This window comes from Pontibacter anaerobius (assembly GCF_026241195.1).
GTDB classification, from domain to species: domain Bacteria; phylum Bacteroidota; class Bacteroidia; order Cytophagales; family Hymenobacteraceae; genus Pontibacter; species Pontibacter anaerobius.
Genome location: NZ_JAPFQO010000015.1, coordinates 49,007 through 62,427, shown reverse-complemented (window position 1 = coordinate 62,427; position 13,421 = coordinate 49,007). Strand labels below are relative to the sequence as shown.

The window sequence follows — 13,421 nt, the reverse complement described above, 5'->3', positions numbered from 1 at the left end:
GACAGGTATAAATTACAGCTTAAACTCCAGCGTAACATAGTAGTTGCGGGCATCCGAAGGGATAATGCCCGGGCCCGGGTAGCCGGTGGCACGGCGCGTAAAGTAACGGTTATCTGTCAGGTTGTTGATGCCCGACTCCAGCGTGAAACGCTTGTACGTATAGCTGCCCGAAAGGTCCATCACCCAATAAGCCGGAATCACACCCACTACTGCCGTTGGCTCCAGTTTACTGTTTTCTGCATCAGTATACTGTTGGGCAGTGTAGCTATACTGGTAGGCAAGCTTAAAGTTGTTGCGCTTAAACGACAGGCCCGTTTTAGCGATTACTGCTGGCGCCAACTCCACCTCGTTGCCATCTATGGCTTTTTCGGGGCTGCTATACTTTGTGTTTACCAGCGTCACATTTGAGAAGGCCGAAAGGCTGGTCGGGTGGTCTGCACCAAAGTATAGTTTCAGCAGGTCGGCTTCGATGAAAGTCTCCAGGCCGATGTTGCGCGAGTCGCCGACATTGGTGCGGATACGGTCTGTGGTGCCTTCAATATTCTTAAAGTTGATACGGTCCTGATAGGCCAGGTAAAACAAGCTGGCATCGTAGTTCAGTACTCCGCTGATGTTGCCCCTTAAGCCGAGGTCGGCGCTGTAGCCGCTTTCGTCTTTCAGGTTCTGGTCCACGAATTGGTTTGGGTTAACCACGCGCATGTCGTTGAAGTTGATGGCGCGGTAGTTCTGCGAGAAGTTGCCGTATACTTCCATCTGCTCGCTTGGCTTATAGCTCAGGCCAACGCCCAGCAACAGCACGTTACGGGAGCTTTCGCGCTTTTCCGGCACTACTTCATCATAGATGACATTACCCGCCTGGTCAGGTACCACGTTGCGGTAGCTACCATCGGCATTAGTATTGATCCACTCGTAGCGTACGCCCGGGGTTATGCTTAGCTTTGGAGTAATGTTGAAGATGTTCTCGGCAAACAGGGCTATGTTCTGGCTCAGGTAATCGTAGTTGGATTCATTCGGCGCGCCTGTTTCGGAGTAGAACCTGAAGTCAGCGTCAGCAGCAACAGACCCGTCTCCCTGCTTCTGGTCTGTAAAACCACGGTAATAGCGGGCTCCCACCAGCAGCGTTGAGAAGGACTTGCCCAGGTCGTAGCGGTGTATCAGGCGCGTTTCGTTGCCTATGTTGTTGAACTGGTCTTGCAGCAGGGTGCGTGGGGCAGCCAGGTCATCCGGGCGACTAATTTTGCCCATATAGCCCAGTGCATCGCGCTGCGCCAGCAAACCAAAGTTGCGGATGTTCAGCTTCGTGCGCTCGCTCAGGCGGTAGTCCAGTGTCAGGGCCATCAGGTTCCAGTTCACCTTAAACCAGTTGCGGTCGCGAATGGATTGCTGTGCATCCTGGTTAAATGCAAGATCTGTTAAGCCACCCGGCTGCTGCGCCAGGTAGTCCATGTAAGTATAATCGAAGCCGATTTCCAACCTCTCGGTTGGCTTGTAGTGCACGGAGCTAAAGGCGGTATGTGCATCAAAGCCGGAGTTGTCGCGCCAGCCGTCGCCGCGCTTGTACTGGTAAAAGCCGTAATAATGGAACTTGCCTTTGCTGCCGCCGATGCTGTTAAAAGAATTAAAAAGGCCCCATGAGCCGGCTGTCTGGCGGGTGGTTAGCTCAAACGGTTTATCCTCCGGGCCCTCCTTCATCACAAAATTGATCATGCCGCCGAACTGTGTGCCATACTGCAAAGAGGCCGCACCGCGTACTACCTCGATTCGGTCAAGCGCTTCGGTAGGCGGAGTGTAGTAGCTTTCCGGGTAACCCAGCGCATCGGCCGAGATATCGTAGCCATTCTGGCGGGTGTTGAAGTTGGAGGTACGGTTCGGGCTGAGACCACGGCCTCCGATACCCAACTGCAGACCGGCACCGTCGCTTTCCCAGATGTTGAGACCGGCCACCTTGGCGAAAACCTGACGGCTGTTGTTGGTGGCTTTGTTGGCCGTAATGTCATTCAGTACCACCACCTCGCTTTTCTTGCCTTCGTAAATCGCGGCTCCTTCCACCGAATTCAGGCGGGTAATGCCAAAGGTCTTCTCCTGCTGGCCCTTCACGTTCACCTCGCGCAGCTGTCCCTCCAGCTGCTTCAGCGAGAAATCAAGTATAACGTTGTCGTTGCTGATGGTTACCTGCTGCGTAGCCGAGCCCCAGCCCACGCTGTAGGCCGTTAAAGTATAAACGCCTGGATTTAAGTTGCTGATGGTATAGTTGCCCCTGGCATCAGCCTTAAAAAGGGAGCCCGTGTTGGTGAGCAGCACCTCGGCCTGTGGCACCGGCTGCTGCGTAGCGGTACTGGTAACTTTACCAGAGATAGAGAAGGTTTGGGCCAGTGCAGCCAGCGAGCTGCAGAACACCAGAACGATAGTTAGCGTTACGCGCATTTTAGTTTATTTCTGCCCCACGGCCTCTTGTGGCGGAGCGACTTGTTCTAAAGGTAATATCCAGGGCTTCGGCAGGAAGCTGTCTTTTTCGGCCGCTAAGTTAACGGTTGGATCGATAAGAAGCTTGCTGCTGCGGCCATTCATACTTACATACACCTCGGCACGCACCTGCGCACCGGGTATGCCACGGGAGGCAAAGTCCTGCTGCAGCATATGGGCAAACTGCAGGAGCATGTCGGGTTGGGTGGCCATTTGTTTTTCCTGGGTGATGGTCAGGTAATCACGGTTGTTGATCTCTATTTCGTGGCCACTTTCTGGGTCGCGCACAAAGAAGAAGGCGGTTCCGGTCTTTTCCATCAGCATCACACGCCACGAGAAGCGGTAGCCCTGCTCGGTCCAGAAGAGCGGGCCGGGGTAAAATATAAAGCGCCACGGCACCAGCACCTGCAGCACAAAGTATACCGCCAGTAAATTCAGCAGCAGCGGCTGTGCAGATACCTCCGCAAACTTCGGGAAAGCAGGGGTACGTACTTTGGCTACACTTCTGAGCCCGTTCAGCACCTTCTCATGGAAGCCCTCGGAGAAGAAGATCAGGGTACTCACCATCATGATGTAAGGGAACATGCCGATCTGGAACAGCACCGCCGTAAGCACATGAAACACGATAACCGTGAAGTATGCCAACGGCCTGCTCTTGCGCCAGCTCAGGAAAAACGGGATGGTAAGGTCATAAAAGGCGCCGAACCAGCAGAACAGGTACGCTACCCATACCTCGTCGAGCAGCGGTCCGATAAGCGGCAGGTGCGTGTGGGCCGGCAGCCAGTAGCGCAGCGGCATGGCCTCCAGCAACCAATCCGGGTTAAGTTTTGCCACACCCGCATAAAAATATACTAGCCCCAGCTGTAACTGGAAAATCAGCACCGCCCAGCGCGGCACGTGGCTCACCCAGGTATGCGGCCTGCGCAGCACATCCAGTGAAAAATGCCTGTGCGCCGGCACCAGCACCAGCAGCAGGGCCACTATACTTACAAAGTAGTAGTGGTTAAGATAATTAGTTTTGTCGATGAGCTCGACGTAGGTAAAGCTGAGGAAGAACAGCAGCGCCGAGAGGCGGTAAAACAGCCCCAGCATCATGCCCAGCGCAGCCAAAGCCATCAGTATAAACAACGCATACATGCCTGTTTCGCCCAATGGCTGCACCCACTCAAAGCCGTAGTAGCTAAAGTATACCTTGGGCTGCACGTACAGCTCCGTTACCCAGCCTTTGGCCATAAACCGGATAATGCTTGCCAGCATCATTCCGCCAAAAATAATGCGGAAAGCCGCCAACGGGGCCGCGGAAGCAGGTGCAGTAAGGTATGGCTTTAGCTTCTGGAGCATGAGTTTATACTTGCTTTTATACTTTCTGCGGCCTGTATTACTTTAGCAGTGTAGCCGCAGAAAGCTATTCTTTAATCGCCGTCGTTATCGTTGTAAGAGATGGTAACACCAAGTGCAGCTGGCATATCGGTCTTTGTGAGTACGATGAGTTTCTGCAGCTCGTCATATACTTTCATAACGGCAGCTGGCTGCGAAATTACCGCCTCTGACAACGGACCCTGTATGGCGTTGGCAGCAGCAAGTGCGGCATCAAACTGGGCCTCAATGGCATCGGATAGCAAACCGTTCTGGTAAGGAGCCTTCACGTGGTCCAGGTAATCGTCTAAGCCGGGGCCGTTGGTGCCGTCTGCCGCCAGGCCCATAAAAATGGCCTTTTCGGCACGGATGTTCTGCTTTAGCAGCTCCAGCGAGTTTTGGCTGTAGTAAGCCTCTACCTTGTCCGGCAGCGCGTTCCCGATGGTATACTTGCCGGCCGGTGTGCCCACTTTGTAACGCTTTGTGATGTCTATATCGGAGTTGAGCCCGTTTACCAGGTTGCCTACCGCGCTACCCACCGCTGTGCCCGGCGAGTTCTTGAACGTGGCGGCATAGTCGCCGCTGGTCCAGCCATTGTACACGGCGGCCGTGCGCTGCTTTACCAGGCTGCTCACATCCTGCAGGTACTTTTTGCGGTTGGCAGCGTTGGCATCGGAAGTATAAAGTGCCACTACTTCGGCATCGGTAGCATTGGTGTACAACAGGTAATCCAGGGCCGGAAACCCGATGGCAGACATATTGGCGGTCGTTTGCAGGTCGTAAGAGCCTGAGGCAATGTTGTTTTCGATCTGGCTGGTGGTGGTAGGGTACTTGTTCAGGCGCTCGCGCAGCATCTGCTCCTCGGCGGGGCCAAACTCATATACGCTCACTTCCTGCCAGGTCCTGTAAGCCTCCAAGTAAGCCGTGCGTGCCGTTGCCAGGGTCTCGGTGGAAGGAGCCGCTACAAAAGCATCCACTGCTGTGCTCATGGCCTCTACCTTGGTTTGGAAAGCGCTGTACGCCGGCACAATCAGGCTTTCAGCATAGTTAGCCAGCATCGTCTGGCGGTCATAGTCCGTGTTGGGGTCAGTGCTGTCGCTATCAGAGCCGCAGCTGCTAAGTATGGAAAGGCAGGCAAAAGCGCCTAAGGTATACTTTTTAAGAACTTTCATATGATACACTTTAAATGCGAAAGGCAGCTGCTGCGGAGTGGTTACCGCAGCAGCTGCACTTATCTAAAACACTAACTATTGTCTAAGGCGCTATAGCTGGCCTTTGATGCTGTCCATGTCATATACTGTGCTCAGTATGTTGATGGCGTTGTTGATATCCTCGGTGGTTGTCTCATACAGGTTGCTGCCGATGGCGTCTATTACCTCCTGGTACTTCGCCTGCGTTAGCTTGCGGTCAGACTTGTACTGCAGCCCCATTACAAAGCCGATGGCTTCGGAGAGGTAGTGGCTTTTCTTGGCCTGGTCAGCGTAGTTTTTCTTGGCTGCATTCAGCTCATGTATGGCAGAGGCGGCTACCAGGCGCTCCCACTCTGAGCGCACTGTGGATACGGCTTCGTCTTTGCCTTTCATGTCTTTGGCAGAGATGGCGGCGCGGCCTTTCAGGAACGCATCCATCATAACCTGGTTGCTGCCTAGCGCGGCATTTACCTGGTTGCTGTAATTAGCCCAGTACCTTGCCTCGCTCGTGTTGGCAGGGAAGTCTACGGGTGCCCCGAAATAACCGAAAGCCTCGTCCCAGTGGTGCTCCATCTTGGTGCCTTCGCCTTCCGTTACAGTGGTATTGTCTACCGCAGCGCCAATCTTCTCCTCTGTCAGGTAACTCTCTACGGCCTGGTAATAAAACACGGCGCCCATCAGTCCTTTCTGGATCACCTGTGCATACTCAACGCCATTCTCATCTACCAGGTAGCTCTTTGTGCCATCCCCGGTAGTTAGCAGGCCTGCCTGCCCGTTGCTGGCTGGTAAGCCTAATACATGGGTAGGAGCCTTGCTGGCAGCGGCCACGGCATCAAAATAACCTTCAAACTCGGCCTGGGCGGTAAGCATGGTCTTGTTCTTTAGTTGCTTGGAGGATGCTTCATTAAGGGCAGGGTTAGAAAACGCGTTGTTTGTATTCGCATACATATCCTTCATTTTCTGCGCATCTAATTGGGCACCTTCATGGCCTGTTTTAATGTAGTCGCTTAACTCATCCAGCATATCCATCCTGGTGGTTTGGCCGGCATAACTCACGTTCTCAAAGTTATAGGTTGTTGGCACGTTGTAAGCCGGGCCATCTTCATCATCGTCTGAGCAGGAAGTAAACGATACACAGGCTGCTAGTCCAACAAGGGCCAGTGTTGTGTGTCTTTTAATCGAGTTAAGCATCTTTTGTAAGTTTTATTTAGACTTATTTCAAATAATGGTGCAAAGCTAAACAGTACCTATATTAGAGGCAAGAGTTATTTAGAATAATTTTAAATAGCTAATAGCTCGGCACACTTGGAGAGGGTAGCAGCAGGGGCAGTCGGGGTGTGTCAGGGGCACTTAGCAACTTTAACAAATTTGTATTTGTATAGATATAAAGGACCTCAGTATATTTAAGGTAAATTATTGTACTACTTTGCCGTGCCTGTACTGTGGCATTTTACCTAACTTTATACTTTTAAGAACATGGACAAGATGGAGCATGGTGAGGAAAAAAGCAGCGCCCGGAATTCAGCGTTCCAGATAAGGCTGCCACTGTATATAAGTTTAGCGCTGGTAGTGGGTTTGCTGTTGGGGGCTACCATGTTCTCGCCATCATCCACTAACCCCCAGGGCACGGCCAAGAGCTACCTGAAATTCCGCGATATACTCAGCTACATAGACCGCGACTATGTAGATACTGTGGATGTGGAGGAGCTGACGGATTACGCCATCACTAAAATGCTGGAGAAGCTGGACCCGCACACGGCCTATATTCCCGCCGATGAACTGGCCATGGCCCGCTCCTACCTGGAAGGCGACTTTGAGGGCATCGGCGTGGAATTCAACATCTTTAAAGATACCATTTACGTGATTACGCCCCTGAGCGGAGGCCCATCTGAGGCGGCAGGTATACAGGCCGGCGACAAAATTATTAAAGTAGACGGGGAGAACGTAGCCGGCATCGGCATCAACAACGAGGGCGTGTTTAAGCGCCTGCGCGGCCCCAAAGGCACCAAAGTAAACCTCACCATCCAGCGGAACGCCCTTAAAAAGCAACTCAACTTCACCATCGAGCGCAACAAGATCCCGACCAACTCGGTGGATGTAAGCTATATGGTGGATAGCAAGACCGGCTATATAAAAGTGAGCCGCTTCTCGGCCAACACCTACGAAGAGTTTATGGCGGCCATGAGCAAGCTGAAGGAGCAGGGGATGGAGCAACTGCTGCTTGACCTGCGTGGCAACCCGGGCGGCTACATGGACCATGCCATCCGGATGGCTGACGAGTTTATTAACGATGAAAAGATGATCGTGTACACCGACGGCAAAGGCACAAGGTATGATTCCAAAACGTTTGCCCAGAAAGAGGGCGTGTTTGAGAAGGGATCCCTGGTGCTGCTGTTGGATGAGGGCAGTGCATCCGCCTCCGAGATTGTGGCCGGCGCCCTGCAGGATAACGACCGTGCCCTGATCGTGGGCCGCCGCTCCTTTGGCAAGGGCCTTGTGCAGATGCCGATTCCGCTGAATGATGGCTCCGAGCTGCGCCTCACCATTTCGCGCTACTACACGCCGAGCGGGCGCTCGATTCAGAAACCTTACGACGAAGGAATGGATGATTATGAGATGGATATCCTGAACCGGTTCGAGAAGGGCGAGTACTTCCACCCAGACAGCAGCTTGTTTGTAGACTCACTGAAGTATAAAACCCTGAGCGGGCGCGCTGTGTACGGCGGCGGTGGCATTATGCCGGATGTGTTTGTGCCCCGCGACACCACGGAACTGTCGGAGTACCTTAGCCAGCTGTACAACAAGAACGTGATCCGGGAGTATACTTTAGGCTACTACCAAAAGCATAAGAAGGAACTGGAGAAAATGCCTTTCGAAAAGTATAAAAAGACTTTTGAGGTAACAGACAAGATGCTGCAGGATGTGGTGCAGATGGCTAAAATTTCCGGGGTAGAGTATAACGAGGCGCAGTTTAAGCGCTCCCAGAACCTGCTCCGCAACCACCTGAAGGCCTTTATAGCCCGAAGCGTGTACGGGAACGATGGCTTTTTCCCGGTACTGCACCAGTCGGATGACGAGTTCCAGCAGGGGCTAAAGCACTTTAGCCGTGCTCAAAGTATGGCTGCAGGCAGTATGTAAATAACTTAGCCGTATCAAGTAGCACGACACACGTAACACGACCTGATAAGTGATCTTTAGTCTAAAAACGCAGTCGTGCTACTTGATACATGCTACGAGATACGAATAGATCCCTTTACCCAGAAAACAACGACACCTTAAAAACGAATCATACATGGCTTTTTACTATAAACTCGGGGAGATCCCGCAAAAACGCCACACACAGTTCCGGCAACCTGACGGCAGCCTTTATGCAGAGCAGCTGGTGGGTACGCTGGGCTTTAGCGGTGTTTCTTCGTTGCTGTACCATATTAACCCGCCCACACAGATTAGCCGCATTGGGGAGCCAAAGCCGTTTGCCCCGAAAAGGGCGGAGGGCGTGAAACTGGCGCCGCAGCACCTGCGCACCGTGGAGGTAAATGCCACCGGAACCGACTACCTCAGCGCCCGCAAAACAATGCTGTTCAACAACGATGTGGCCATCAGCCTCTGCAACCCGTCGGAGCTGGAGATGGACTACTACTACAAGAACGGACAGGCCGATGAGGTGGTGTTTGTGCACGATGGCACCGGCGACCTGCTGACCCAGATGGGACGCATCCCGTTCGGCCCTGGCGATTACCTGGTGATCCCGCGCACGGTTATCCATAAATTCCGCTTCGATAAAAGCGACAGCCAGGTGAGGCTGCTGGTGATCGAGTCGTTTAGCCCGATAGAGACGCCGCGCCGCTACCGCAACCACTTTGGCCAGCTACTGGAGCACTCGCCGTTCTGCGAGCGCGACATGCGCCCGCCGGTAGAGCTTATCACCGAAACTGAGAAAGGCGAGTACCTGGTGCAGGTGAAAAAGGAGGGAGAGTTGCACCAGTTCTACTACAAGTCCAGCCCGTTTGATGCCGTGGGCTGGGATGGCTACTTCTATCCATATGCCTTCAATATCAAGGATTTTGAGCCGATAACAGGCCGCATCCACCAGCCGCCTCCCGTGCACCAGAACTTTGAGGCGCACAACTTCGTGATCTGCTCTTTTGTGCCACGCCTGTTCGACTACCACCCGCTGGCCATTCCGGCGCCTTACAACCACTCCAACGTAGACTCCGACGAGGTGCTATACTATGTGGAGGGCAACTTTATGAGCCGCAAAGGCGTGGACCGTGGCTCGTTCACCATCCACCCTGGGGGCATCCCGCACGGGCCGCACCCAGGCACCGTGGAGGCAAGCATCGGCAAGAAGGAAACAGAGGAGTATGCCGTGATGATCGACACCTTTAAGCCGCTGCATTTAACCGTGGACGCCATGCCATACCTGGACGAGAAGTACCCGATGAGCTGGAACGAGGACGGCGACGGCAAAGTACGCAAAGGCGATATGTTTGACTAAACTGCTTCTTGTTTTGTAACTTGCGGCGGGAAAGGCGAGGCTCTGGGCTTCTGTCTCTCCCGCCGCAAGTGTTTTTTACCCTTATACTTACAATTGATGAAAAGAATGATGTTGATGGCGGTGCTGCTGCTTGCCCTGGTAGCCACTGCCTGCGAGAAGATTGATGACCTGCTCACTTTTTACATCGAAGAGGAGGAAACGTTTACCATTGAATCTGGTTTTCCGCTGGGGGCGCTGATACCGGCCACGCCGTTTACCATCACCACGAACTCCGAGGAAACGTTTAAGAATAATAAGACCCGTGCCGAGCTGGTGAAGGACGTGAGCCTGAACCGCCTGGAGCTGACCATTACAGAGCCTAAAACGCAGAATTTCGACTTCCTGAAGCGCATCGAGCTATACATCTCCAGCGAGAAGCAGCCGGAGGTGAAGATTGCTTACCTAGAGGAGGTGCCCAAAGGCAGCACCGTGCTGAAGCTGAAATCGACCAATGCCAAGCTCGATGAGTACATCAAAGGAGACAATTATACTATCCGCACCAAGGCCGAGATATCGAAGCCGGTGACGGAAGACATTACCATCAAAGCTGATATGCGATTTAAAGTAACCGCAGATCCTTTATAAGATGCATACATTACAAATGAGAATTTCAGAGGACAATAAGTTAGAGAAGATCATTATTGTAGGCGACCGCGTGCTGATAAAGCCCAAAACCGCCAGCGATCAGACCAAAAGCGGCCTGTACCTGCCGCCGGGCGTGCAAGCCAAGGAGAAAGTGCAGGAAGGTTACATTATGCGTGTAGGCCCTGGCTACCCGATACCAGCCGATTTCGGCTACGATGAGGAGTCGTGGGGGCAGGAGGAGGAAGAGGTGCGCTACATCCCGCTTCAGTCCAAAGAAGGCGACCTGGCCATTTACCTGCAGCGCGACGCCATTGAGATCAACTACCTTGGCGAGAAGTACTACATCGTGCCGCAGTCTGCCGTGCTGATGCTGGTGCGCGAGGAGGACCTGTAGCAGGATTAAGGCCGGTAAGTATACTTGGGCAAAGTATACTTACCGGCCATTTTTATACTTTACCTAATACGGAGGCCCTGGCTGTGTACAGCCAGGGCCTCCGTGTTTTTATACTTTCAGGTTTTGATGTCCGGCTATCCCGCCACCTTGTACACTGCCTTTGACACAGCTGGGGCAGCCATACTTCTGGCAGAGGCGTGGTCTTCCCTGTGGGAGCAGGGCATCCGTGGGCAGCTGAGCTATACTTGTAGCATTATAAAAATGTTTAAACATTTAAAAATATTGTCGGGTGCAGAAGCAACTACTTTACCTTAAAAGCTATCTATTGTGAAAAGAACCTGCTGACACCGCACACTGCCAAACTATGAATCTAAAATTACTGCTGCCATTTTCCTTCTTTATACTTTGCCTGGCCGGCCACATGCAGGCTCAGGACCAAAAGCAGGAACAGAAAAAGTATAACTATCCTCAAAAAACACTGCAGGCGCTGCGGGTGCAGCAGGCCCCTAAGATAGACGGTGAGTTGGATGAACCCATCTGGCAGCAGGCCGAGATCGCCACGCAGTTCATTAAGAACAGGCCTAACCCCGGCCCCCTGGAGAAACATCCGACCGAGGTCCGCATCCTGTACGACGATGCCGCCATCTACATCGGGGCCATCATGCATGATGTGTCCCGGGATTCTATCTTCCAGGAGTTTGGGCGCCGCGATGACCTGGGAAACACCGATTTCTTCGGGATTTTCCTGGATACCTATCTGGATGAGATCAACGGGTTTGGCTTCTTTATAACGCCGGCAGGGGTGCAGCTGGACGCCCGCTACTCCTCCAACGGCGAGGACTGGAGCTGGAATGCCGTGTGGGAGAGCAGTACCAAGGTGAACGAGACAAGCTGGGTGGCGGAGTTCAAGATCCCGTACTCGGCCATCAGGTTCAGCAGCAAGCCGGAGCAGGTATGGGGCCTGAATTTTATGCGCAACCGGCAATCCACGCGCGAGGGCTTTTTCTGGAACTACGTGGACCCGGCCACGGACGGCTTCGTGAACCAGTGGGGCAGGCTGGAGGGGCTGCGCAACATCGAGGCACCGCTGCGCCTGTCGTTCACGCCCTACGTTTCGACTTACCTGGAGCGCTACCCGGTGCAGCAGGAGGGCACAGGCAACACCTCGCACAGCCACAACTTTAACTTTGGGGGAGGCATGGATGTGAAGTATGGCATAAACGACGCCTTTACCCTGGACATGACGCTGGTGCCGGACTTCAGCCAGGTGCAGTCGGATAACCGCGTGCTGAACCTCTCGCCGTTCGAGCAGCAGTTCAGCGAAAACAGGCCGTTTTTCCTGGAGGGAACGGAGTTGTTCAACAAAGGTGATTTCTTTTACTCCCGCCGTATCGGGGGCAGGCCCGTGAACGCCAGCTTGATATACAGTGACGCCTACAAGGATTATGAGGTGATGGAGAGCCCCAGCGAGACAAAAATGATCAACGGCACAAAAGTATCCGGGCGCACGGAGTCGGGGCTGGGGATAGGGATTTTTAATGCGGTGGTGGGTGAGCAGTACGCCGAGCTGAAAGACGCGGAAGGCAACAAGATCAGACTGAAAACGCAGCCGCTCACCAATTACAACATCGCCGTGTTTGACCAATCCCTGAAAAACAACTCCTACGTGACGCTGGTGAACACGAACGTGATGCGGCAGGGTTCCACCTACGATGCCAACCTGACCGGCGTGCTGTTCCGGTTGGCCAACAAGGGCAACAAGTATGCGATCAACGGAAAAGGCGCGCTCAGCCAGCAGTTTTACACCGGCAACACCGAGCGGGGCTACATGTACCGCCTGGGCGTAGGCAAGGTAAGCGGCAATTTCCAGTTCAGCGCCTCACATACCCTGGAGTCTGACAAGTATAACCCCAACGATCTGGGCATCCTCTTCACCAACAACTCCTCGTCGCAGGAGCTGGAGCTTAACTACAACGTGTATGAGCCGTTCTGGAAGCTGCTGAACCTCTATACAAATGTGGGGGCGGTATATGAGCGCCGTTTCCGGCCCAACTCATTTCAGAACTTTGTGATTTACGGCAACATGAACGGCACTTTCAAGAATTTCATGAATGCCGGCCTGTTCTTTAACCTGGAGCCGGTGGTGACGAACGACTTCTTTGAGCCGCGCCTGAACGGCAGGGTGTACGCCTTTCCGGTGAACTACAATATGGGCGGCTGGGTTTCCTCGGATTACCGGAAGCGCTTTGCCACGGAGGTAAGCCTGAGCTACCGCACTTTTGAGGAACATAACCGCCACAACATTAACTTAGGCATTTATCCGCGCTTTAGGGTAAACAACCAGCTCAGCTTCAGCTACGGGTTTGAGTCGAACAACAGGTATGATGACATGGGCTTTGTGAGCCTTATCCGGCACAACACTGAAAACGGCGGGGAGCAGCAAGAGCCGGATGTGGTTTTCGGACTGCGCGAGGTGCACTCGGTGTACAACAGCCTGTCGGGGAGCTATATCTTCAACAACCGCATGTCGCTGGCCCTGCGTGTGTGGCACAACTGGAGCAAGGTAAACCACGACCGCTACTTCCGACTGCAGCACAGCGGCGCCTTGGAGCCTCACCAGTATGAGCCAGCGGAGTCGCCGGACGTGAACTACAACTCCTTTAACCTGGACATGGTGTACTCGTGGTGGTTCGCGCCGGGCAGCGAGATCAGCGTAGTCTGGAAAAATGCCTATGAGGAGCAGATAAACGAAATCTCCCCACACTATTTCGATAACTTCTCCCACACCCTGCGCTCGCCGCAGAGCAGCACCTTCTCGGTAAAAGTGCTCTACTACCTCGATTACCTGACCCTGAAAAAGAAGCTGTCGAAAAACTGACATGCGGGCAGTGCAAAG

9 protein-coding genes are annotated in these 13,421 nt (G+C 53.4%); 5 read left to right on the top strand and 4 right to left on the bottom strand.

The features are described from left to right. Positions 1 to 12: 12 nt before the first annotated feature. From OO017_RS19070 to OO017_RS19055, 4 genes are all read right to left on the bottom strand, one after another. Positions 13 to 2,424: a TonB-dependent receptor gene (locus OO017_RS19070; protein ID WP_266054301.1), complete on the bottom strand. Its 2,412-nt coding sequence runs from the start codon at positions 2,422 to 2,424 to the stop codon at positions 13 to 15. Positions 2,425 to 2,430: 6 nt separating this feature from the next. Next, on the bottom strand, positions 2,431 to 3,804 hold the full coding sequence (locus OO017_RS19065) for an HTTM domain-containing protein (protein ID WP_266054300.1): 1,374 nt from the start codon (positions 3,802 to 3,804) through the stop codon (positions 2,431 to 2,433). A 71-nt stretch (positions 3,805 to 3,875) separates the two neighbouring features. Beyond that, complete coding sequence (locus OO017_RS19060) at positions 3,876 to 4,991, bottom strand: imelysin family protein (RefSeq protein WP_266054299.1); 1,116 nt, start codon at positions 4,989 to 4,991, stop codon at positions 3,876 to 3,878. A 90-nt stretch (positions 4,992 to 5,081) separates the two neighbouring features. Further along, positions 5,082 to 6,200 (bottom strand): DUF4856 domain-containing protein, encoded by a 1,119-nt coding sequence (locus tag OO017_RS19055; RefSeq protein WP_266054298.1) that lies wholly within the window; start codon positions 6,198 to 6,200, stop codon positions 5,082 to 5,084. A gap of 285 nt (positions 6,201 to 6,485) precedes the next feature. On the opposite strand from OO017_RS19055, the gene OO017_RS19050 reads away from it, so the two are divergent. The 5 genes from OO017_RS19050 (at position 6,486) to OO017_RS19030 (ending at position 13,403) form a co-directional block, all read left to right on the top strand. Continuing rightward, positions 6,486 to 8,147, top strand: coding sequence for a S41 family peptidase (locus tag OO017_RS19050; RefSeq protein WP_266054297.1), 1,662 nt, complete (start codon positions 6,486 to 6,488; stop codon positions 8,145 to 8,147). Positions 8,148 to 8,301: 154 nt separating this feature from the next. Beyond that, positions 8,302 to 9,507 (top strand): homogentisate 1,2-dioxygenase, encoded by a 1,206-nt coding sequence (locus OO017_RS19045; protein WP_266054296.1) that lies wholly within the window; start codon positions 8,302 to 8,304, stop codon positions 9,505 to 9,507. A 96-nt stretch (positions 9,508 to 9,603) separates the two neighbouring features. Next, complete coding sequence (locus OO017_RS19040) at positions 9,604 to 10,131, top strand: hypothetical protein (RefSeq protein WP_266054295.1); 528 nt, start codon at positions 9,604 to 9,606, stop codon at positions 10,129 to 10,131. A gap of 16 nt (positions 10,132 to 10,147) precedes the next feature. Further along, complete coding sequence (locus OO017_RS19035) at positions 10,148 to 10,525, top strand: co-chaperone GroES (protein WP_266054294.1); 378 nt, start codon at positions 10,148 to 10,150, stop codon at positions 10,523 to 10,525. A gap of 364 nt (positions 10,526 to 10,889) precedes the next feature. After that, positions 10,890 to 13,403 carry a DUF5916 domain-containing protein gene (locus OO017_RS19030; RefSeq protein WP_266054293.1) on the top strand — a complete coding sequence of 838 codons (2,514 nt, stop codon included), beginning with the start codon at positions 10,890 to 10,892 and terminating at the stop codon, positions 13,401 to 13,403. The last annotated feature ends 18 nt before the right edge of the window (positions 13,404 to 13,421 follow it).